Origin of the sequence: Dehalobacter sp. (genome assembly GCA_023667845.1) — a bacterium.
Classification (GTDB): domain Bacteria; phylum Bacillota; class Desulfitobacteriia; order Desulfitobacteriales; family Syntrophobotulaceae; genus Dehalobacter.
Genome location: JAMPIU010000143.1, coordinates 381,880 through 405,244, shown reverse-complemented (window position 1 = coordinate 405,244; position 23,365 = coordinate 381,880). Strand labels below are relative to the sequence as shown.

The 23,365-nt window shown below is 40.7% G+C and carries 23 protein-coding genes and 1 pseudogene; 2 read left to right on the top strand and 22 right to left on the bottom strand.

Features of this window, described 5'->3' with window-relative positions; translation table 11 throughout:
• Positions 1-19: 19 nt before the first annotated feature.
• The 13 genes and pseudogenes from NC238_12870 to NC238_12810 form a co-directional block, all read right to left on the bottom strand.
• Positions 20-709 carry a Crp/Fnr family transcriptional regulator gene (locus NC238_12870; GenBank protein ID MCM1566807.1) on the bottom strand — a complete coding sequence of 230 codons (690 nt, stop codon included), beginning with the start codon at positions 707-709 and terminating at the stop codon, positions 20-22.
• A 614-nt stretch (positions 710-1,323) separates the two neighbouring features.
• Positions 1,324-2,523, bottom strand: coding sequence for a 4Fe-4S binding protein (locus NC238_12865; GenBank protein MCM1566806.1), 1,200 nt, complete (start codon positions 2,521-2,523; stop codon positions 1,324-1,326).
• A 45-nt stretch (positions 2,524-2,568) separates the two neighbouring features.
• On the bottom strand, positions 2,569-2,892 hold the full coding sequence (locus NC238_12860) for a hypothetical protein (GenBank protein MCM1566805.1): 324 nt from the start codon (positions 2,890-2,892) through the stop codon (positions 2,569-2,571).
• Positions 2,893-2,908: 16 nt separating this feature from the next.
• Positions 2,909-4,411 (bottom strand): reductive dehalogenase, encoded by a 1,503-nt coding sequence (locus NC238_12855; protein MCM1566804.1) that lies wholly within the window; start codon positions 4,409-4,411, stop codon positions 2,909-2,911.
• 95 nt (positions 4,412-4,506) lie between these two features.
• Positions 4,507-4,653: a hypothetical protein gene (locus NC238_12850; protein MCM1566803.1), complete on the bottom strand. Its 147-nt coding sequence runs from the start codon at positions 4,651-4,653 to the stop codon at positions 4,507-4,509.
• Positions 4,646-4,958, bottom strand: a pseudogene (locus NC238_12845) (dehalogenase). Before NC238_12845 ends, NC238_12850 begins: the two are co-directional and overlap by 8 nt.
• A gap of 213 nt (positions 4,959-5,171) precedes the next feature.
• On the bottom strand, positions 5,172-5,858 hold the full coding sequence (locus NC238_12840; GenBank protein ID MCM1566802.1) for a Crp/Fnr family transcriptional regulator: 687 nt from the start codon (positions 5,856-5,858) through the stop codon (positions 5,172-5,174).
• A gap of 371 nt (positions 5,859-6,229) precedes the next feature.
• The gene (locus tag NC238_12835; protein MCM1566801.1) at positions 6,230-6,910 is read right to left on the bottom strand and encodes a DUF1638 domain-containing protein; all 681 of its coding nucleotides are present in this window, start codon (positions 6,908-6,910) and stop codon (positions 6,230-6,232) included.
• A 290-nt stretch (positions 6,911-7,200) separates the two neighbouring features.
• Positions 7,201-8,790 (bottom strand): chaperonin GroEL, encoded by a 1,590-nt coding sequence (gene groL / locus NC238_12830; protein MCM1566800.1) that lies wholly within the window; start codon positions 8,788-8,790, stop codon positions 7,201-7,203.
• A gap of 29 nt (positions 8,791-8,819) precedes the next feature.
• Entirely contained in the window at positions 8,820-8,969 is a 150-nt protein-coding gene (locus tag NC238_12825; protein ID MCM1566799.1) for a hypothetical protein, read from the bottom strand.
• A complete protein-coding gene (locus NC238_12820) occupies positions 8,962-10,161 on the bottom strand; it encodes a 4Fe-4S binding protein (GenBank protein MCM1566798.1) in 1,200 nt (399 codons plus the stop codon). Before NC238_12820 ends, NC238_12825 begins: the two co-directional genes overlap by 8 nt.
• 60 nt (positions 10,162-10,221) lie before the next feature.
• Positions 10,222-11,835, bottom strand: a complete 1,614-nt coding sequence (locus tag NC238_12815; GenBank protein MCM1566797.1) for a molecular chaperone GroEL — start codon at positions 11,833-11,835, stop codon at positions 10,222-10,224.
• On the bottom strand, positions 11,832-12,245 hold the full coding sequence (locus tag NC238_12810) for a YlqD family protein (GenBank protein ID MCM1566796.1): 414 nt from the start codon (positions 12,243-12,245) through the stop codon (positions 11,832-11,834). Before NC238_12810 ends, NC238_12815 begins: the two co-directional genes overlap by 4 nt.
• A gap of 364 nt (positions 12,246-12,609) precedes the next feature.
• Here NC238_12810 and NC238_12805 point away from each other — a divergent pair, with 364 nt between their 5' ends.
• Positions 12,610-13,587, top strand: a complete 978-nt coding sequence (locus NC238_12805) for a trigger factor (protein ID MCM1566795.1) — start codon at positions 12,610-12,612, stop codon at positions 13,585-13,587.
• Positions 13,588-13,727: 140 nt separating this feature from the next.
• Here the strand turns inward: NC238_12805 and NC238_12800 are convergent, their stop codons facing one another.
• On the bottom strand, positions 13,728-14,441 hold the full coding sequence (locus NC238_12800) for a Crp/Fnr family transcriptional regulator (protein MCM1566794.1): 714 nt from the start codon (positions 14,439-14,441) through the stop codon (positions 13,728-13,730).
• Positions 14,442-14,637: 196 nt separating this feature from the next.
• Here NC238_12800 and NC238_12795 point away from each other — a divergent pair, with 196 nt between their 5' ends.
• Positions 14,638-15,582, top strand: coding sequence for a trigger factor (locus tag NC238_12795; protein ID MCM1566793.1), 945 nt, complete (start codon positions 14,638-14,640; stop codon positions 15,580-15,582).
• Positions 15,583-15,587: 5 nt separating this feature from the next.
• Here NC238_12795 and NC238_12790 read toward each other — a convergent pair whose 3' ends face one another.
• The 8 genes from NC238_12790 to NC238_12755 form a co-directional block, all read right to left on the bottom strand.
• Positions 15,588-16,286 (bottom strand): Crp/Fnr family transcriptional regulator, encoded by a 699-nt coding sequence (locus NC238_12790; protein MCM1566792.1) that lies wholly within the window; start codon positions 16,284-16,286, stop codon positions 15,588-15,590.
• A gap of 271 nt (positions 16,287-16,557) precedes the next feature.
• Complete coding sequence (locus NC238_12785) at positions 16,558-17,928, bottom strand: reductive dehalogenase (GenBank protein MCM1566791.1); 1,371 nt, start codon at positions 17,926-17,928, stop codon at positions 16,558-16,560.
• Positions 17,929-17,943: 15 nt separating this feature from the next.
• Positions 17,944-18,255 carry a dehalogenase gene (locus NC238_12780; protein MCM1566790.1) on the bottom strand — a complete coding sequence of 104 codons (312 nt, stop codon included), beginning with the start codon at positions 18,253-18,255 and terminating at the stop codon, positions 17,944-17,946.
• A gap of 348 nt (positions 18,256-18,603) precedes the next feature.
• Positions 18,604-19,968: a reductive dehalogenase gene (locus NC238_12775; GenBank protein ID MCM1566789.1), complete on the bottom strand. Its 1,365-nt coding sequence runs from the start codon at positions 19,966-19,968 to the stop codon at positions 18,604-18,606.
• 12 nt (positions 19,969-19,980) lie between these two features.
• Positions 19,981-20,292 (bottom strand): dehalogenase, encoded by a 312-nt coding sequence (locus tag NC238_12770; protein MCM1566788.1) that lies wholly within the window; start codon positions 20,290-20,292, stop codon positions 19,981-19,983.
• A 274-nt stretch (positions 20,293-20,566) separates the two neighbouring features.
• Positions 20,567-21,949 carry a reductive dehalogenase gene (locus NC238_12765; protein ID MCM1566787.1) on the bottom strand — a complete coding sequence of 461 codons (1,383 nt, stop codon included), beginning with the start codon at positions 21,947-21,949 and terminating at the stop codon, positions 20,567-20,569.
• Between the two features lie 13 nt (positions 21,950-21,962).
• On the bottom strand, positions 21,963-22,268 hold the full coding sequence (locus NC238_12760; protein ID MCM1566786.1) for a dehalogenase: 306 nt from the start codon (positions 22,266-22,268) through the stop codon (positions 21,963-21,965).
• 226 nt (positions 22,269-22,494) lie between these two features.
• Positions 22,495-23,181 (bottom strand): Crp/Fnr family transcriptional regulator, encoded by a 687-nt coding sequence (locus NC238_12755; protein MCM1566785.1) that lies wholly within the window; start codon positions 23,179-23,181, stop codon positions 22,495-22,497.
• Positions 23,182-23,365 lie beyond the last annotated feature (184 nt).

Sequence of the window (23,365 nt, the reverse complement as noted above, 5' to 3'; positions counted from 1 at the left end):
AAAACACCGCTGCCGGTGTTTAGTTTTTGCTGTTCTCATTGATTATTTCTTTAAGCCTCTCTAAATCATTAATAATAATTTTACTTGTTGTTTTATGCAAAATATTTTCTTTTTTTAACCAGCTAAATACTCTGCAAATGGTGACAAAATGAACACCCGTTATTTCTGAAATAGCCCTTTGAGATAATTTGACATCTATTTCATAGACGTTATCATCAACTACTTTACCTTCAGTAATGCATAATTCATGAAGCAATCGCAAAACGCGAACGGATGGATTGTAAAGTGCCATCTCCTTTGATCCATTCATAAAATGAAAACATTTTGATGAATAATTCACAATAAATTCATTAAGTATTTCATCATCCTGTTTAAGGATCATAAAAAGCTGCTCTTTGGTAAAAAAACAAATTTTACTTTTTTCTTCTGAAATAACATGAACAAAACAATTCTCTAACGGAAATAGTCGATCAACGATGGAATATTTACCGGCTTTGTACATTAATTTTTGCCTTCCGTCATCATTAAGAAAATTTACTGTGAGTTTGCCGGAAAGCACATATATTATTCTATTTATCGTTTCTCCAGGCAATACAATGGTTTCCCCTTTTTGATAATTACGGACTACCCCCATATGGACAAAATTCTGCAATCTTTCTATAGGATGAAAAGAATCTGGAATAAGTTGCTCTTTAAGAGTTTCCTTCATAATCATTCACCCCTTCAAAAATTTAATCATGCCAAAAAATTTATGTCGAGTTAGGATAATGTTTGCATACACTAATTTAATCATAGCTTATACCAGATAAGGAATTAACATTATTAGCGTGCGTTAATAATTATAATAAGAAATTTTGTACACTTTATTACTGTTCATAAGATTACTGTCTTTTTAATATAACTACACCATGTTGAAAGAGGTTATATTGAAGTGCCGTTTGAAAAATACAGTCTTAATCATAGAATGTATTTATATTGATAAAATAATTCACACAAATATTAACAAACACTAAAATATCTAAATTAATTGGGGATTATAATTTGATTGCATCCGTCTTATAAGCGTTGCGATTTGTAGAATACTTGGCACTTTATCTATATAATAAGGATTCTAATAGCCCTTTGCGGTTCTGGAGGATTTTTGAAGGTCCGCTGCTATACTTAAGATTGAAAAATTATGGTTTCAAGTAATATGCCGAAAAATAAGAACATATAAAAAATAACCCCTTCAAGCAGGGGATTATGTAATCTAACCCACCGCCTTAAGAGGCGTATCGTTAAGCCTTAATATCCAGGTAGTGAGACTATAGAAATTAAGCAGCTTCACTTTATCAAAGCAGACTTCTCCTGCTTGTCTAATACATCTTTTTCTTTAATTTTGCAGCATTTCTTTCGAATAGCTTTGGCCAAATCCTCGAGTATATCCAAAAAAGCACCGGCTGGACAGAATCCCACGCACCACAATTTTCGGAACAAAAAAGCAGATATAAGCGCTGCGAAAAGGATATACCACAAATAGCTTTCCGCTCTTAAATCCAGTCCAAAGGCGACCCCAAACGGCTCATAAGTTATTGCGTTGGCCTTGGCGGTTATCACCGCTCCCATCAGGACCGCAAATAATAACAGATTGCGTAACCTGACCAGCCAAATTCGCGCTTTTCGGAGCGGTATGTTTTTACCGCTTATTTTGTAAGCCGCTTCTTGTATCCCGCAAAACGGACAAACATAGAGGCAATATATATTTTTGCCGGAAAAAAGAATGGGTGCGATAACACCTGCCAGAACGATATAAAATAACAAATTCGTTTTGGGTGAAGGCAAATATCCTAAAAACAACGAAGAGAACTGGGCAACAGACAGCGATCTGTTCAGCCAAAATCCGAGAATAATAGTACTGGCTCCTAAGAATATCAAGCGATACTTCTGAAGTTTTTTGACCTTGTAAATAACAAAACTCATCGTAAACAGCAAGATAGCCATCATTTCTTTCATACCAAATTGCCACTGGACCACAGGCTGTTCCGGATTCTGATGAAACGCTACGCGGGCTATACTGTGCGCATTCTCCCTTACGCTGTCGCTCACAGCACGGCTGGCCAAAGTTGCGCCGGTAATGGCATCTAAGTCCTGATTTAACATCAAGATGCTGTTGACGGGTAAATCCATATATTGTTTATAGTACCCGCCAGCAGCTAGACGCATCAGGAAAGAGGGAGTCTCATTGTTCTCTAAAATTACCGGTTCCCTCAATTTACCCGAAGGATCAACGATGGTGCCGACCAACATCGGACCACCATAGCCATTATGGGAACTAAGACCGACATAAGCCATGAGTTTACCGGTTGCATCAAACGCTTGGGCCGTTCTGTCGCTCATCGGCTCAAACTTTGCTGCTTCCGGAATTAATTTTTTGTACAGGCCGGCTATAACTTTCTCATCCATTTTCTGTTGGCTGATTCCATAGATATAGCCCCCAATCAGAAAGATGATAGCCACACCTGTAATGATCCACTTTCTTTGCATTCCCCAAAATACCTCCGTGGGGGTCCATTAAAATTATTAGATTTTTTAATTAACGTCCTGTTCGACTGGTTCATTAATTCTTTGTTCTCTTTTTATACCCACAAAAAAGAACCGGAAAAATACGACACCGCTGATTGCTAACAAAACCAGGAATGTAATGCCGCCACGCAAGGCCACCTGGGGCGACCCCTCACCGATCGCTGTTCCAATAAAAGCAAAAACAATCAGTACGGCAAGCAGCCATAGGATGGACAGCGTCCATTTCCACCAAGCGAGTTTTTCGCCCTTTTCTTTTTGATAATTAAACAAGGCGTAGATTGCTATCAGAAGGCTAATTATAACCAAACTGTTAATAATAAGTTCGAACATTTCCTTACCTCCTTCTCTAACTTTCTTTTAAGAAATCTTTAGACTCAAAGAACCACGGTTTTTCGCCGACGAGGCCATATTGACGTGAGCCTTCCTCATAATGATAATGTTCCGGCGTATTCTCCCCATAGAAAGCCCTCTCCATCCATGTAAGGCCCTTGGCTGTTAAACCGGTACGGTCGCGTATCGCAATATCTCTGGCAGTGGTATGCAACCAATTGGATTTTTTGGAGAATGGGCACACCGCAATACAGACACGGCAACCTCCGTTGGGAACTTCCAGCCAGAAATTATGGCATTGCGCTGCATTGATCTGCCATCCGTCATAACCACGGCCACCAATCTCCTTGGGTCCGTCGAGGGAAATAGAGCGGCTTGGGCACTGCTCAGCACAGATCTTACAGTTCATACAGAAATTTCGCACACCGATGTTGATCGGCTTGTCGGGCTCTAATGGCAAGTCAGTTACGACCATACTCGGACGGAAATTTGGCCCGAATTCCGGTGTTATGACGAGTCCATTTCGTCCCTGCTCTCCTACTCCTGCAGCCACCATATGCGGCGGCATGATGAACTCATAACGAGCGTGGGGGGAGTTTTCCCTGGCAGGATAACCGAGCCTTTTTACAAAATCCGACATTCTGGCGGCGTAAATACTGGAATTACCATAAGCTTCCAGAGTATGAAAATAGGAAGGGGCTCCGCCGAGCGTCTCCCACGAAAGGGGTTGGCCCATAATGATACCGTATTTCCAATGCTCCGGTATATTTACGGGCTCTCCGCGAGTATAACCACGGATACTGTCAGGGGCCCGTTCATAGCTCCATTCGGGATTGAGTTTGACAATGCGCACGATCGGTGAGCCAAATAAGGTTCCGATTTTTTTGATGAGCCTGCTCATTTCTTTGGGATCTTTAATCTCGTACCTTTTTTTGGCTACGCCTTGAAAATCGCTATCCTTGGAAGAAACCCTGGAAACATGGTAACCCATATGGACGCTCTGCGCCCATTCGTAAGCGTTGGCTATGGCAAAATCGAAAGCTGTCTCAGCGTTGATCCGGGCGAATCTCGGCTGAACTTCCAGGATATGCCTCAAATCTTCCGCAAAATAGTTCCAACCGTACCGATTAAGGACACCCTGATAGAATGCGGCCAAATCCTTATCTTTAATAATACTTAAGGGCGTATTCGCCAGATTGTTTACATCTACCACCGACTTGAGATAAGCATTGAAGGGCATTCCCTGAGGTACGTCAAAAGCCTTGCTTAGGGTTGACCGGCGGAGCTGCGTTTCTGCGTACATCTCCACGCGTTTTGGTGTTCCTACTTTATTGAAAGGGAGCTGATCCGTTTCAAACGGGGTGCGGTCAAAGAGTTCACCAGGAGTAACGCTTTCCTTTTCCCAACCAGTGTTGGTAGATGGGTCAGCGCCGTTCAAATAGCCGACAACCCCAGCAGAAGCCGCACCTGTCGCTACCGCCGCTATCCCCGCGAGCTTAAAGAAATCTCTTCTTTCCATATCTTTTTTCTCCTCGTATAATAAATTCATTAATTAATCGTGATATATATTGATCGTTAAGGAAGGGTGGAGATTTTCGCCGTCCGAAGGAAATACTACCCGACCTTGACAGCTGGAGCATATTGCACACTGCTGCTTGCCGCACTTGCAACCTTACCAGGGGCCTTCAGTACGCCAACGGCTCCCAAGACTGTCGTTGTCAACGCCGGCTTCCTTCGATTCATCTTTGGTCCGTCACTCACTTCTTTTCCACCTCTTTTCAAGCTTGTTTAGTACTAATTTTTTTGTTTTTCCTACAGTGATGAAACCTAACAAGCGTGCCAAAACAATTGCTAGTACGACGGATATTCCTCCAAACAGGAATATGCTGTACTTGTTGCTTTAACATGCCCTACGGATGCGTTGATGTAAACAAAGGAAACCTCCCATACAAACGATAGCAAAGAAAATAACATTATAAGATCCAAATAATTACCGTTTTCCAGGTCTTATCCTGCTTCGCGCGAGGTTTGATAAAAAGGACACCAACTAAAAAAATTCCCGCCAAAAAAGATTAAGAATTACTTATTTTTTCACCTCCCCTTAACTTGTTTGAATTGATAATATAAATTTTATTAAGTTCATTTTAATCCTTTTTCAGTTTTTGACTTTAGCTATACCTAAGATCGTAAAAAAAGGGACACTCAATATACTTTATCTTAGTGGCCTCTTTTCGTTGCACAATAAAATCAAAAATGCCGCCTTTTAGCGGCATTTACATTTAATGCTTATTATTTAAATTTATCATATCTTTAAGCCTCGGCAAGTCATAGATAATGATTTTATTTGGAGTCTTATGCACAATTTTTTCTTTTTTGAGCCATCCAAAAATTCTGCAGACACTTACAAAATGAACACCTGTTATTTCGGAAATTGTCTTTTGTGTTAATTTAATATCTATCTCATAAATATTATCAACAACCTTACCTTTCGTTAAGCAAAGTTCATAAATCATTCTTAAAACTCTGGCGGTCGGAGTATAAAGGTCCATCTCTTTGGAGACATACATAAAAAAGCCGCATTTACAAGCAAAATTCGAAAGAAACTCTAGATGAGCTTCATCATCCTGTCTAAAAATTTCAAAAAGCTGTTCTTTTGAGAAAAAACAAACCGTACTGTTTTCTTCTGAAACAACATGTATGAGACCAATTTTAAATCCAAACGCCCCATCAATGGGACAATAACGGCATGCATAATACATTAATTTTTGTTTGTTATCTTCGAGAAAGTAAACGCTAACTTTTCCTGAGACCACATAGATGACCCTGTCAAGTACTTCTCCAGGAAAACTAATGGTATCTCCTTTCCGATATTTGCGTACTACTCCCATATGAACATATTTTTGAAGACTTTTAACAGGGTAAAAATTATCTGGGACAATACAATAATCTCTGTTAATATCTGTCATAGATCATTTCCCTCCCAAATAAAATTATGCACACAACGTAGATAACCGTTACGTATGCATTAATAATATTAGCGTAGGATAACTTTTCTGACATAATCGTACCACGCAATCTTCAAAAAATCTACATTAAGTTAATACATAAAAAAGTGTCCCAAAAGTTTCCTTGATACTTTCCGGATTTTTTCACCTCCCCTTGACTTGTTTGAATTGATAAATTACTTTCATCAAGTTCATTTTAATCCTATTATAGTTTTGTACTTTAGCTATACCTAAGATCAGAAATAATTTGAATTCGATAACCAAACAAGGGAGCGCCGCAAAACCTAAGTTTTGTTGCACTCCCTTGTTGTCTATTGGAATATCTTCAATTATCAAAAATTCGAAAACTTCTTTTCTTCGGTAAGCGTATGCTCAAGCGTTACCGTGTCGCCCGGCTTTAACGTAATAAACTCTTCATCCCATGGTCCAAGAAAAAGTTTCTTCAAATAACGCGATGAGCCCGTAATTGTTTCATGTTGCAATTTTAAGGATTTAGCAAAGTTTTCTGTTCTGGCCATAATTTCCTCGGGCCGGCAAGTTTGCGTATCAATGATCATTAATCTTTGATAATGATGCAGCATGGTCTTCATGATCCTGTCGGCTTTGGCTGATCCGTATTTTTCGACATAATGCTGATATTCCGACAATAGGCTCTTCTCATTATCGAGCCAACCTTTAGTCAAGAAATAAGTTCCCATTTCCCGGGAAAGATTCATCCTCTGCTCGTGAGAACCCAATAACAAAGAAATGCAATCATCCACCTTCGGGATTATCAGAGTAGCCGTGGGTGATATAAGCCCAACCAGGCTATTTCCGCAATAACCAAAAGCAAAGAGAATGGTATCAACGTTCTCCAGTTGATTAATGGATTCTTGAAGCCTTTTCCGAAGTAAGTCCGGATAGTTGTGAAGGCCCGATTCAATATATAGCACCGGATAGCCTACCCCGGTCTCTTGCAAAGCTAAACGTACTTCATCTTTTATCGTTTGACAGGCAATGATAATCTTGGACATTCTAATCAAATCCTTTCTTTAAGATGAAAAACGCATCAAAAGAGCACTGCTTTATTGTATACACGTGTATAGTTTATATTCAATTTAATCATGTTCATATCAGATGTCAATAACTTTTCTCCACATTTATAATAATTATTTTCAATTATCTTTAATTGTTTGTCAGATCTTAGAACTTATAAAGAGAAAGCAGCCTTTATTGCTGCTTTCAAAGAAAAATTCACTAAGATAATTAATATTAAACGACTTAAGGAACTTATATATTACATATGATTCTTACGTTTAGAAGCCTATAAATTCATGAAGTTTGGAGCATTGTTAATAATCAATCCTTCTGCGCCGATAACTAACGTTGCAATAGAGGCAGCATTTTTCAATGCCGTATAAGTTACCTGGACAGGATCGATGATTCCACTTACTATCATATCAACGTAGCTATCTTCGGCAGCATTATAACCATGTCCGGCAGGAAGTTCCCGGACGTTTTCAATGACGGAATCTCCGTTTTCGCCGGCATTCTCAACAATCTGGCGTAAAGGCGCTTCCAAAGCCTTTTGGACAATCCGCAGTCCGACCATAGCTTCAGGATCATCCAGCTTGATCTCTGCCAATGCATCCGTTGCTTCGAGCAAAGCGATACCTCCGCCAGGTACAATCCCTTCTTCAATCGCTACCCTTACTGCATTGACAGCATCATCAATCCGATCCTTTTTCTCCTTCATTTCCAGTCTCGTGGCAGCACCGACTTTAATGATAGCTATTCCGCCCTGCAGCCACCCCAGCCTTTCCTGGAGTTTCTCTTTTCTCCAGCCGGGAAGCAAAGGCTCATATTCCGCACGTACTTCAGCGCAACGCGCCTCAATCTCTTCTTTGTCACCTTGTCCGCCAATAATGGTCGTATTCTTCGTATCAACCAGAATCCGCTTTGCTCTTCCTAAGTGGTATCCTTGTACTTCTTCAAGTGGGATTCCGGCCTCTTCTGAAATAACCGTGGCACCAGTAATAACCGCTATATCCTGCAAGTAAGCTTTACGCCGCTCCCCATGACCGGGGGTCTGAATAGCAATGACATTCATGGTCCCTTTTTGCTTATTTGCAAGCAGAAGAGCAAGCAAATCAACAGAAATATCTTCAGTAATAATTACAAGAGGCTTGCCGCTTTTTACGACCTCTTCCATGATGGAGAAAATCTCATAGATATAGCTAATCTTGGTATCGGTTACAAGAATGTACGGATCTTCCAAAACCTCTTCTTTTTTCTCCCAAGACTTTACGATTTTCGGTGTAAAACATCCCTTGTCAAAACGTATCCCTTCCGTAACCTCTAACCGGGTTTTCAGCGCTTGATCTTCTTCCACCATGATCATCCCATGGAAACCAACTTTTTCTACAGCTTCGCTAATAAGCCCCCCGATCTCCGGATCTCCTGACGATACAGTAGCCACCTGCTTAACCTTCTCCAGACTGGATATCTTGACTGCGCTTTTATTAATAGCCTCAATAGCGCTTTCAATTCCTTTTTCTATGCCGCTTATAAGAGAAGTGGGATTACTACCCGCCGCAATATTTTTCATCCCTTCCCGAATCATGGCCTGGGCCAGAACAATCGATGTCGTTGTCCCGTCACCCACCCTGTCGTTGGTTTTGTCTGATACTTCTTTGATAATCTGGCATCCTAAATTTTGGAACCGGTTAGGTGTGGAAATGATATTGGCAATACTAGCCCCGTCATTTGTAATTTTCGGAAGACCAACCACCGGGTCTAAAACAACATTTCTTCCTTTTGGTCCCAGTGTAACCTTAACACAAGAGGCGATAAGGTCTATTCCTGCTGCGAGTGATTGTCTGGCCTTCTCCCCGGCCAATAATGTTGTATCCATGTTGATTACTCCTCATTATTCAGAAATCATCAGGCATTCCAATTACTTATCAAAACCAAAACAATCAGCAAGATGGTAAGGCCATACAAAGCAAAAAGCAAAATTGTAGAAGTTTCTGTCTTTTTTTTCCCCACTTCTTGATCTTCAGGTTTTACTACGGGTTCAGCTTTTTCAGACATTCATATTCTCCACCTTTCTAACCTTTTTCTTGGAGGGCAACCCAATGATTTCCCGAATTTTCCGTCCCAGTTGTGCGACCTTGTCCACAAATGTCCCAACCGGACAAAACGCAACACACCAGAACCGGCGGTAGAAAAAGCTGGTAAGCAATATGACAAAAAGCAAATACCACTGATTACTGGATCCGTTTAAGCCAAATATCGTTCCAAAGGGTTCAAAACTGGAACATGAAGGGTTTACAAAGAGGAAGGCAAAGAACAAAACTAAAAATAAGATAACTTCTTTTATTGTGTGGAACCATTTAACATATTTTCCGATCGGTATATTGACTTTACTAATCATGTGGGTAGCTTCCTGCAAGCCGTGGAAAGGACAAACATACGCACAGTAGATGTTTTTACCGGTTATTAAAGCAGGTGCCAATGCTCCCAACAAAACAAGATACCATATCAGATTTTCGCTCGGAGACGGGAAGTATCCAAGAAGCAGCGCACTGATGTGTCCCATCGATAATGACCTATTTAACCAAAAACCTAAAATAACGATACTAAGTCCCAGAAATACCAACCTAAACTTCGCCAATTGCTTGAAACGGGGTATGAAAACAGAAAGTATAAAGAGTAAAGCAACTGCGATTTCTTTTATTCCTATATTCCAGGAGATCTCTGCTTTTTTAGGTGTAACATTCAATTCTTGGACGGCCACTGTATGCGCAACATCATTCACAGATTTTGCGATAGCCCGTGTGGAAAGCGTTGCCCCCGATACTCTGTCAATGTCAGCGTCCAAAACCAGCGGATCATCCGCATGTTTTTTGGTGTACTGGCGGAAATAGCCGGCCTGGGCTATCTTGTTGAGATAAGAAGGAGTCTCCTTATGCTGCAGGATCACTACATCCTGAATACCCCCGGTCAGATTGATGATAGTCCCTACCATCACGGGCCCCCCATAGCCGACATTACTGCAGATCCCGACATAAGCCATAAGGTTTCCGTCTGCGCCTATCGCCTTGGCCGTCCGGTCACTTATTGAATCAAAATGGTCTGCTTTCGGAAACAACTGCTGGTAATACCCTTGGACAACATCCTGATCCATTTTATTGATGTAATACCCATATACCATTGTTAGAACCAAAATTACAATAGCAAATAATGGAATAAATTTTTTAGCAATTAATATAAATTTTTTCATAAAACTGGCCTCTCTTTTTTATGGCTTGAAACAAATATAAAAGAAATCTGTTTTTTCAACCTAAATCATGGTACTTAGATCAATTGTAAACTGATATTGTTTATCAATGACCCCTTCTGTTGTAAGGAGGATTGAAGCAATACCCATAGCCTTGTTCAACGCGGTAACTGTCACAGCAACCGGATCTACGATCCCTTCAGCCATCATGTCTACAAATTTTCCTGACATTGCGTCGTATCCCATGCCAGGTGCAGCCTTGCTGGTCATCTCTACAACTTTGTCTCCGTTACCACCGGTATTATTTACAATCTGGCGCAACGGTACGGCTAAAGCCTGTCGAATGAGACGGATACCAGATAGCTCATCCTCTGAATCCGCTTTTAAATCATCAAGTACTTTTGCTGCCCTTACATAGGTTGTGCCTCCGCCAGGGACGACTCCACTCTCCACCGCCGCTTTCGAAGCCTGTACAGCATCTATAACACGGTCTTTAAGTTCCTTTAGCGCAATCTTCGTATCAGCGCCAACCCTGATAACGGCTATTCCACCAGAAAGCTTGGCTATCCGTTCTTGCAGCTTCTGGCGCTCTCCAGACTCTGATGTTTGTCTGATTAGTGCTCTCAGCTGGTTTGATTTTTCTTCAATCATTTCACTACTGCCACCACCACCTATCACAGTCGTTTTTTGACGCGTGACAATAATCTTTTCTGCATTACCAAGCATGGATTTCTCAATATTTTCTAACGATAACCCGAGCATTTCCACTAAAACAGAACCGCCTGTCTTGACTGCCAAGTCCTCCAAAATACCAAGACGGTACTCTCCGGTACCTGGAGCCTGAACTGCGATCGCCTTGGCCTCCCTAGCCTCCGTATTATGTGTAATCAGCATTCCCAGCACATCTTTTGTTACTTGCTTTGCTACGATCAACAGCGGCTTTTTCTCCCAGATACACCAATTAAGAACGCGCTTAATTTGCTGGATATTGTCAATCATCTGGTCCGTCATTAAAATATAAGGTTTTTCCAGGTTTAAAATCATACGATCGTTTTCGGATAAGAAATATGAAGAGAGATAACCGCTCTCCAATTCCATACCTTCCGTTGTTTCAATGAAAGTACGCCGTTCGATGGTTTCCTGGACTGTTACAATCCCATTCTGTCCAACTTTTTCTACTGCCTGAGCAATAAGTTCTCCAGTCAAGCGGCTTTTAGCCGATATGGACGCAACTTGGGAAACAGTTTCCGGAGTAGCCGGAACGCCAAGCCTTCCAATTTCTTGGCTGACTGCCTGTACGGCCTTTTCCATCCCTTTTTTAAGGCGGATCGGGTCTGCTCCCGCTTCGACCAGGGGCATTCCACCCTTTACGATGGCTTGTGCGAGGACGATCGACGTCGTAGTGCCATCGCCGACCATGTCGTTGGTTTGCCTGGCAACTTCCTTACACAAACGGGCTCCCATATTTTCCCTAGGGTCAGGCAAATTAATGTGTTTCGCAACCGTTACGCCGTCTTTTGTAACCAGAGGATAACCCATCATCTGTTCAATGACAATGTTTCTTCCTTTAGGTCCAAGCGTTACTTTGACCAAATCAGCTACCTTGTCAACTCCCCTGGCCAACGCATACCGGGCTTCTTCATTTAATGTGACCGTTGTTTTCTCCTGTGAGGTCATTGCCTAATCTCCACAACTACTCCGTCTTTAAAAACAATTTCAGCTTTGGTCGCCGTTTCCAATTTGTCTCCAACCTTGAGTTCATAAGGCCCTTCCACCGAACCAATCACGATTTCTTCACCGGTTTTCAGTTCATCAATCGCTGCCATATTCATCCTAATTTCGTCCATCCCAACATGAAATTTTGTAGCCTGCGTATCAAATTGCTGCCGGATTTGATTAAGTTGAGTAGCTTCAGCTCCTTTCAACGAGAATTCTGTAAGCATTTTGTTTTTGTTTTCTTCGAACTCCGTCTTTTCGTCGTTCAAAGCCACCATTTGTTCGCGCAATTGCTTACGGGTCCTCTCCTTGGATTCTTCCGTTACAATTTGCTTGAGCGTAATCTCTCTGAAAATTTTGATGAATTCCATATGCTTTTCTCCTTGTGTTTTATTATGCATTAAAATCTTAACCTAGGTATACAAATAAATCTTTAAAACATGCTAATTAAGTATAACATAATTGCATATCATGACAATATTTTATCGAATTTTTGTAAAATAAGAATTATTTTTTGTTAAATAAGAATTAATGTGTCAGTATTTTACTTTCTTCCCCCTCCTTATTTTTCATCTGCTCCTAAATATCCCCACAAAAGGTTATTTTTAACCCCCTCCTATATAAAAAACAAAATTTTTATTTGCGCATATTAAAGTGTGATAAACTATTTTATGATAGACTATTCCATGATAAAATAACAACAAAAAAATAATAAAAGAAGGAAGTAGATTGGGCATGCATGAAATCAAACTTGGATCATATAAAGGATTAAAGCTTCCTCCAGTATCTATGTTTTCCGAAGATGATTTGAACCTGGGGGCGAGGGAAGCTGTAAAAAAACTGGCAAACCAATGGGCAAAAAATAATATGCCTGCGGTGTATGGTGATGAAGTTGTCATTGGCCTTCGTGCGGAATGCGACAATATGTTCGTTCCGGAGTTATCGAATTCGAATCTAAAGTTTACCTTGGGGGATCCTTCTGTTCTTGAGGCATTCAGCCAGATTATTAATCACAAAGCCGGAGATGATTTAGTGCTGTCTGTTACTTTCCCCGAAGGTTTCACCGTTGAACGGATGGGCGGAAAAACAGTTACCTTTCAGATTGCCATCCATGAAGTTAACCATAGACTACCCGTTGAACTCTCGGATGAAATCGCCAGGCAAATTAATCCTGAGGTTTCTGGAATAGATGAGCTGCAGGCCAACTTACGCAAAATAATCTCTGAAAACTGGTTACAAAAGATCAAGGAAGAGAGAATTCGATCCATAATCGACACCATTGCCTCGGGTTCGGAATATACTTTAGATCAAAAGGAATTCCAGGAAGTTCTGGATATTCTTAATACCCAATCGCAAAAGGAACTTTTCTCGTCAGGGAATCCTCAAAACCTTGAAGCGCTTATGTCCGGAGATAACAGGATGTTTGAAATGAAGAACATGGCGTTGGCTGAGAAAACCCTTGTCGAAGAACTCATTCTGACCGAAATTGCACGGCTAGAAAACATCGACATCAGTCCTGAGGAAATTCAGGAAGCAAAATCCTTCTTCTTAAAAACATCTCCCGACAAAGCGCAATTCAGTCAGCTCTTTCCAAATGATGAATTTTTGGGGGACTACTTGTTTAGAGAAAAGATTATTCACGCTCTTTGGAAATGGAACGATTGCGATATTTACGGCAAAAGTGATTACGAAAGAATTTTTACATTACAATAACCTAAAACATTTTACTATATTATCTTACCAGATTATTTAGTCCGCGTTAAACTACCATGAAACTTTGGGGCTAATAAAAAGACATGCCGGAAAGTTTTCTCCGGCATGTCTTTAAAATCCACAAATATTGTCCCCGTAGCTTAGTACTCAATAACTTCATTGATTAAACTTTTTAGTTTTTCAATATTATAAACATAAATTTTATTTTTGACTTTTTTGAGGACTTCTTGTTTTTCAAGTATGTTAAATAATTTGCAAACCGTCACATAATGTGTCCCCGTAATATCCGCTATTGCTTTCTGCGTAAGCTTTGAAGTAATGACATAACTACCGCCTACAAACTTCCCTTCATGAATGCAAAGATTATAGAGCAAGCGGAACACTCTACTGGAAGGACGGGAATAGTTTAAATCTCTGGCATGTGCCATAAAATAATATACTTTACTGAGAATATTATGCAAGATATCAAGGATTACTTGTTCATCGTCATGGAAAATTTTCATAACTTGCGCAATGGAAAAAAAACAAACCGTACTGGTTTTGACCGCATGAATTTGCAATTCATGATATTCATTTAGAAATGCTGTCATTCCGACGCAACCTTCAGTAATATTAAACAGGAATTTATTATGACCGTCTTCCATCCCGATACCTACGGATAAACATCCTGATTGTACATATACAATAGAATTTGATTCTGCACCCTGTCCAAGCACAATGCTTCCTTTGGTAAAAGTTCGGGTATTTGCGAGATGCGTGTACATTCCCAAACGTTCAATTCGATTGAATGTTTCAGGAATTAAAATATCAGGAATTTTTCTCTTTATATTATCATCCATCATCCTATCATCCATTAATTTTCCCCTTCTCCTAAAAAATTCGGATGATCAAAAACATAAAGATACTTCAAGTTTTTAAATAATCGATTGTTTTTTGCATTTGATTTCAAGGTTGGCATATGCTAAAATCTAGATGCTTAATTTATGATAACATGAAAGTGTTATGACTGCAATTTTCATATTATTTTTATATTAAATGGAGGCACTATCAATGCATCATTTTCAACTGGGTCAGTATAAAGGAATGAAAATCGCCCCTCAGCCCACGCCTACAGAAACGGAGTTAGAGAATGCGGTAATTCAATCTGTTTTAAAAATGCTTAACGAATGGTCAAAAGACAATATAGTTGTCGAAGAAGGGGATGAGGTTGCAGTCAGCATTTTTGCAACTTGCGACGGTTTGGCTGTTTCGGAACTTTGTTCATCCTATTTAAAATACAAAGTTGGCGATCCCATGATGTTTGGCCAATTCAAAAATGTCATCGGAAAAAAGAAAGCAGATCGTTTCCAAATGATGATTGATATCCCACACAATAGTCCGCTTCAACACGTTGCAGGCAAGAAAGCTGAGTTTTTGGCTACCGTACTGGAAGTCTGGCCGTCAAAACAACTGGAGGTCACAGACGCAATTATCCATGAAATGGACCCGGAAGTTCCGGACTTGAAAACGCTGAAAGAGAAAATCCGCAAGTCCTTGATAGCTGAAAGCCAACAAACCATCGCAGAAAATAATCTACAAACGATCTTAGATACAATTATCGAGAGCTCAACATATGAGTTGGATGAGGAAATGCTGGCCGCCACGACAAAGCAAGTAATAAACAATGCACTTAAAGACTATGAAATCATAAAGAATCAAAACGCAAATACACCTTTTGGCTCAAGTGAGGCTGATGAATATTTCTATGAGGATTGTGCTGTTTTTGCTAAACAACAGCTTCTCCTCAGTTTGGCTTTTACGGAGTTAGCACGTGTTGAAAATATTTGTATTTCCGATGAAGAAGCAGAGTTAGGAAGAAAGCAGGTTCTTGAAGGAATCCAGGGGGATCAACAAATGTTTGAAAAGCTTTTCCCTACCCCCGAACTCTTAAAAGAAAGTCTGCTGCATGAAAAGATTGTCAAACACCTATTTGAATGGAATATCGGTGATAATTGATTTTTCTAATATTCAAGAACTTCATTAATCATATTTTTTAGTTTTTCTAGGTTATAAACATAAATTGCATCCTTGGTTTTTCTCAATACTTTCTGCTTTTCAAGGATCGTCAATAATTTGCTAACCGTGACATAATGGGTGCCGGTGATTTCGCCGATCGCTTTTTGTGTCAGATTTGAATGAATGATGTAATAGTCTTCAATTTGTTTTCCATCATGAAGACATAGGTTATACAGGAAGCGAAACACCCTACTCGCGGGACGGGAAAAATTTAAATCTCTTGATTGTGTCATAAAATAATATACTTTTGAACTAAGATTTTGAATGATATCGACAATCAGTTGTTCATCTTCGTGACATATTTTCAAAACCTCTTCAATGGTAAAAAAACAAATAACACTGTCTTTGACCGCAACGATCTGTAGTTCATGATTCTCACTTAAAAAGGTTGTCATCCCAATGGATTGCTCGCCGATCTGGAACAAAAATTTATTATGACCATCATCAGTCCCCATGCTTACGGCAAGACATCCCGACTGCACATACATTACATTATTGGTTTCACTGCCCTGAGAAAGTACGACGCTTCCTTTGTAAAATGGACGCGTACATCCGAGATGTACATATTTTTCCAATCTTTCAACACGATTAAACGATTCAGGAATGATTGTTCCTGGAATCTGTCTTTTTGTGCTATCATCCATCGATTTTCCCTCCCCTAACAGCAGATGAGTCAGATCGTCAAGCGATTTATCGTATGAACCAATTTGGATAACAATTTAAAAAAATTTGCAAATGCTAAAATTAATTTTACATGACCTATGATAACATTAAATCATTAATATATACATTTACAATAATTTTTAGCCTAATTTAAGGAATAGCATCCGTTTTTTGAACACCTTTAAGCGGCAAGAGAAAAACTCCGCCGCTTAAAGATATGCCTGGTATATGCCTGATGAAAAACTGAACAGCTTAATGCTTGGTAGCTAATACATCATATCTTTCAGGCCACTCCAGCCACCATTTATATTTCTCGATCTCTTCTGTGCCATAGCCAAACATATCGTCGATTTGTTTAAGCAATCTGGATGAGCTCTGGCCATGGCTGCCGATCCAAGTACCTGCTTCGTGGAACCAGGATTGTTCCTTAGAGTCCCAAGGACATACCTTCATACACCTGCCGCAGGAAGAGCCTTCTTTGTTTGTTGCCCGGAATATTGTGCATTTTTTAGAATCACTGTTCCAACGCAAGTAACCATTAAATTCTACTGGGTCCTTATCCTTTGTAATTGCACCGGAAGGGCAATTATCTGCGCATTTGCCACAGACACTGCAAAAATCAAGCATGCCGAAATCAATCGGTTTGTCAGGGAGAAGGGGCAAATCGGTGGTCACAGCTGCTACTTTGTGGCGGAATCCAAGACGCGGATGTGCAGTGCAGTCACCTGTTCTCGTTAATTCACCCAGTCCTGCAGCTATAATGCAGGGACCCATAACCGCTTCGTAGTTGGTGAAATGCTGTGCTCTGGCATTATAACCCAGGTTACGAATATAACTGGCTAAAATACAGGAAATAACACCAGTTGAATGATATGAACGCATGGATTGGGCAGCGCTAATACCATCATATCCGGTCGAAGCCAGCATTGTTTCCAAATGCTGGTCAACCATGACGACAATAACATAGGGTAGATTCTCCGTGACCGGTGTCGATTTAGATAGATCATCCCTAAGCAAATCTTCCAGACTAGGCGTTTTATAGGTATAATAAGCATACGGGGGCATCTTGCCGATTCCTACTTCATCCGCCCGCAAAAAATAGGCGCAATCCTTAATGTGTTGGGACATTTGTTCGGGATCTGGAATCGGTAACTTTTCAGGGGCCGGCTGTCCGCTCACCATGGGTTCAGGAGCAAGATTGACGGCGAACCCGGCAATAGCTGCGTTAAACGGATGCTTAAAGACGAATTGATAGTTGTACGACGTTGTTTGAGCTTCTGCTGTAAGTTTACCACGCATCGCATAAAAGAATCCCGAGTCTGCTTCATGGCTCTTTTTAATAGGACCAACTAGCTTTGAAGTTCCAAGCCATTGGTCGTTATGCTCGACAAATCGGACACTGGCACCGCCATAATCCATATTGGGATGTAGCTTGGATTTGGCTCCGTTCTGGGGGCCTGTCTGGCTTGCCATAGCTTCAGCTGCTTCTGCCGGCAAAACTCCGATTGCGCCAACAATCCCTGCTGCCAGCGCAGAAGCAGCCCCTGCCTTCAGAAACTTGCGGCGGTCCATCTTAAACCGCTGATTCTGTTGGCTTCCTTCTTGTTCTGAAGATCTAAACATCTTTTTTTCACCTCTTTACGCCTTTGCGCTTGAATTGATATTTTCGCGTTTTTTTCCTAAGAATCCTAAAAGTCTGGCTAATACGATGGCTAGAACGATCGATAATCCGATAAACAGAAAGATTGCTGTACTTGTGGCCTTCACGTGTCCTACGATTGAGTTAATATAAATGAATGAAACCCCTATTGCTGTGATCGAATACCACAAGACGTATAATACCCAGTTAAGAACAGTTTTCCATCTCAGCTCCTGCTTAGCTCGCGGCTTTATAAAAATAATTCCGGCTAAGAACAGAATTCCGGCTAGAAATACCAAGAATGTTCCCATTTTTTTCACCTCCCCCTACGCAAAATACTTTTTGGAAACGCGGTTCAGTCTATCGTAACCTTACCGATTTCCAAGGTGCTATCTGAGTCAATCATACCAGGTTGGTGAAAAATATTAATTTAGTATGTATTAACAGCGGCTAATATTTCGTCAGATTAACGAATATTAACCGCTGTTTTGTTAGAAGCCATTCACACTGTAGACAAAATCTTTTTAGAAAGTACATTTTAATGGCATAATAAAAATCTATTGCAGCGTACCCCGGGGTAAGCCGCAATAGATTTTAAAAGCGATGAGTATAAAATCTCACCGCTTTTAAAATTACTAATTATATTGATTGTTACTGTCTTAGTGCTTGAGTGCCGATACATCATACCGTTCCGGCCATTCCAACCACCATTTATATCTTTCAATCTGTTCTTCGCCATAGCCAAACATATCATCAATTTTCTTAAGAAGACTGGCAGAAGCTTCTCCTTTGCTGCCAATCCAAGTGCCTGCAGTATGGAACCAGGATTTTTCCTTGGAATTCCAGGGGCATACCTTCATACACCTGCCGCAGGAAGAACCTTCTTTATTCGTTACACGGAATTCCGTGCATTTTTTAAAATCACTGTTCCAGCGCATATATCCGTTGTATTCAACCAAATCCCGGTCTTGGGTAATGGCACCTGACGGGCAATTATCCGCGCATTTTGCACAGACGCGGCAGAAATCAAGCAAACCAAAATCAATCGGTTTATCCGGAACCAAAGGTAAGTCTGTGGTCACAGCCGCAACTTTGTGGCGGAATCCTAACCGGGGATGAACCGTACAGTCACCTGTCCTGGATAGTTCACCCATCCCTGCAGCCATGATAAGAGGAGGCATGACTGAAGCATAGTTGGTGAAGTGATGAGCCCTAGCGTTATAGCCCAGGCCACGAATATAATTGGCCAGAATAACCGCAACTACGCCGGTCGTATGGTAAGAACGCATGGACTGGGAAGCACTGATGCCGTCATAGCCCGTAGAAGCCAGCATGGTCTCTAAATGCTGGTCAATCATAACCACAATAACATAAGGGAGACGTTCCGTCACAGGAATTGACTTTGACAGGTCGTCTTTCAGCAGATCATCCTGACTGGGAGCCTTATGGGTATAATAAGCATACTCCGGCATTTTGCCGATTCCCACTTCGTCAGCGCGCAAAAAATAGGCAGCATCTTTAATATGCTGTGACATTTGTTCCGGGTCGGGAATCGGAAGTTTCTGCGGAGACGGTTGTCCGCTCACCATTTGAGGGGCCATAAGCGACATTGCAAACTGGGCAATGGCAGCACCAAATGGATGTTTCATGACAAACTTATAATGATAAAATCCTTGCTGCGCCTCCGGAGAATATTTTCCACGATTGGCCATATAAAAGCCCTGTTCCGCTTCGTGATACGGTTTGATCGTGCCTACAATTTTGGTTGTCCCCAGCCACTGGTCATTATGCTCAACAAAACTGACACTTGAGCCGCCATAATCTACAACAGGATGAAGTTTGGATTTGGCTCCGGTTTGGGGACCGGCTGTGTTCTTCACAGCTTCAGCGGCTTCAGCCGGCAAAACGTTCATCGCACCGACCATTCCGGCGGTAAGAGCTGAAGCAACCCCGGCTTTCAGAAACTTGCGGCGGTCCATCTGGAACCCCTTTTTACTATCTTCGTGATCCGAAGATCTAAACATTGCATTTCACCTCTATGCTTCTATATTTGTATTTTGCTGATTGCGTTTTTTTCCGATAAAACCTAAGAATCTTGCCAGCACAATTGCCAGAACAATCGATAAACCTAAGAAAAGGAAAATGGCAGTACTCGTTGCTTTTACATGTCCGACGCTTGAATTAATATAGATGAAAGAAATCCCGGTGCCAGTAATTGCAAACCATAAAACGTACAAAACCCAATTAACAATTGTTTTCCATTTTACATCTTGCATAGCCCGTGGTTTGATAAATATGATGCCGCCTAAAAATAAAATACCCGCCAGAAATACCAAAAATGTTCCCATGTTCTTTTCACCTCCTCTGTTTCCAAAACACTTCTCCTGGAATCCGATACAACCTATGTTATACCGTTTTCAAATGAAGCTTTATGGAGTAATCTTAGCATGATATAAAAAAACCAACGTTATCATTGCTAATATTTTATTTTAATTTTTCTTTTCTTCATTATTTCTGAATCGAAATACAATTTAGGACATAAAAATGCGGCGCACTTAGACGGTGCGCCGCATGAAATTGTACATTAGGTTTTTGACTACATTAGGCGTTTTGACTGTACCTTTAGCTTGGCATCTTGATTTTATAGAGCTCAGGCCACTCAAGCCACCATTTATAATCTTCAATAATTTCAGTTCCGTAGCCAAACATATCATCGATGCCTTTAAGAAATTTTGCAGCACCTTGCCCTTTGCTGCCAATCCAGATGCCTGCTTCGTGGAACCAGGAATCCTCTTTGGAATTCCAGGGACACACTTTAATACATCTGCCGCAGTTGACGCCTTCTTCATTACTGGCCCTGAAAGCTGTACATATTTTTGCATCCGTATTCCAACGCAGATAGCCGTTATGTTCCACTGGATCTACGTCGAAGGTGATCGCTTTAGAAGGACATTCATCTGCACATTTTTTGCAAACCCTGCAGAAATCCAACATCCCAAAATCAATCGGCTTATCCGGGGCTAACGGTAAATCGGTGGTCACAGCTGCTACTTTCGTGCGGAATCCAAATCTTGGATGAGCAACACAGTCTCCCGTGCGGGTAAGTTCACCCATTCCGGCAGCAATCAGGCACGGACCCATTACGGCTTCATAGTTGCCAAAATGTTGGGCTCTCGCATTATAGCCTAAATTCCGAATGTATTGCGCCATAATGACAGAAATATTGGCTGTAGCATGATAGCAACGGAACGATTGCGATACGGAGATTCCATCATATCCGGTCGTTGCCAAGTAGGTTTCCAAATGCTGCTCTACCGCAACAACAATAACATTTGGCAGGTTACCCGTCACAGGAGCTTTTGAGATCGGGGCATCAGGGGGAACTGCGCCCGAAGCATACGCTCCTTGCGGTGGTGCCATTGTACTTGCATAATAAGCATAGGAAGGCATTTTGCCAATCCCTACTTCGTCAGCTCTCAGATAATAAGCAAGGTCTTTGATATGCTGAGACATTTGTTCCGGATCCGGAATCGGCAGTTTCTCAGGGCTGAGGGGTCCATCCACCATATTATCCCCGCTGATTGCCCCAAGAGGGTTTAAGAACCCGGTTCCCAGTGGATATCTTGGGGCTTGCTGGAAGTACCCATATCTTGCTTTTTCACCCAAAATACCTCTGATGGCCAGGCAGAATCCGCCGTCCTGTTCATCGGTCCTTTGAACAGGCCCGAGAAGCTTGCTGGTCCCAAGCCACTGGTCGTTATGCTCCACAAAACTGACCGAGGCTCCTCCGTAACTCATCTTCGGCTTTAATTTTGACCATTTACCCTTGCCTGCTGCCTCATAACCCAACGTATTAACAGTTGCGTTCGCCATCTTTGATGGAGCCGCAATTGCACCCATAACACCCATAGCGGCAACTGCTGCCCCGGTTCTCAGAAAACCGCGGCGGCTTACCGAAAATTGCTGCTTGGATTCTTTCTCTTTATTTCCTGAAATTTCGGACATTAACTTTCCTCCTCTAAGCCTGTAATGACTCGGCCTTTTTCTTTGTACCGATAAATCCTAAGATACGGGCTAAAACTACAGCCAAAATCAGCGAAATCCCCCCAAACAGGAAGATAGCCGTGCTTGATGCTTTGACATGCCCTACACTGGCATTGATGTAAACAAAGGAAACTCCCATACAAGCGATAACAAAGAAAATTACATATAAGGTCCAAATAATCACGGTCTTCCAAGTCTTATCCTGCTTCGCACGCGGTTTGATAAAAAGGACACCGGCCAAGAAAAGAATCCCTGCCAAAAAGATTAAAAATGTACTCATTATTCTTTTCACCTCCTTACCCTAATTTCTTTTAGAAGTTACATCTCCATAATTTATTTTAAGCATAATTTAAATTTAAAGTTTTAGTCTCACATAAAAGTATTATTTATTAGGCAAAAAATTTTATATTTTTATTTTAACTGGTTTCAAATTAACACCCATTAACTTTTTTATGTGTATTTTGTATTATACTAATTGATAAAAAGAATCAAATGGGAAATTTGTATCAAAGTTCCATCCACTCATTAACTAATTCTTTAAGCCGTTCCAAGTCAATAACCATGATCTTATTTGTTGTTTTATACAAAATGTTTTCTTTTTTTAGAAATCCGAATATTTTGCTTATAGTCACAAAGTGTACACCTGTTATTTCAGAAATAGCCTTTTGAGATAGTTTAATGTCTATTTGATAGACATTATCCACCGACTTCCCTTGGGTAAGACAAAGCTCGTAAAGTAAGCGCAAGACCCGGACAGATGGATTATAAAGCACCATCTCCTTGGCTTCCCGCATAAAATAGCCACATTTTGATGAATAGTTTGTGATGAAATCAAAAAGCACTTCTTTGTCCTGCTGGAAGATTTCAAAAAGTTCTTCTTTAGAGAAAAAACAGACTGTGCTATTTTCTTCTGCAATAACATGAACATAACAATCGTCAAATGGAAATAATCTATCGGCATAGGTATGAGGATCAGCATAGTACATTAATTTTTGCCTTCCGTCTTCATTTAGAAAGTTTATGCTCAATCTTCCTGAAAGCACATAAACGATCTTGTATATTAATTCTCCAGGCAAAACAACGGATTGTCCTTTGGAATAATTTCGAACAACTCCCATATGAATGTAATTTTGCAGCTTTTTGATGGGATAAAAATTATTCGGTAAGATGTAATAACTATTTGTTTTTTCCATACTTACATTCTCCCCTTGAATTTTTACTGACAACTTTCTCACAGGTAAAAATACTTAGTTTACAAAAAGATACTTATCTTCTTATACTTTTTATTCCCTACATCACTTCCTTACCTTACAGAAGATGGTGAGAAAAGGCAGAAGACCATCTTTGATTTGCTTTGCAGTTCAAACAATTCACAAA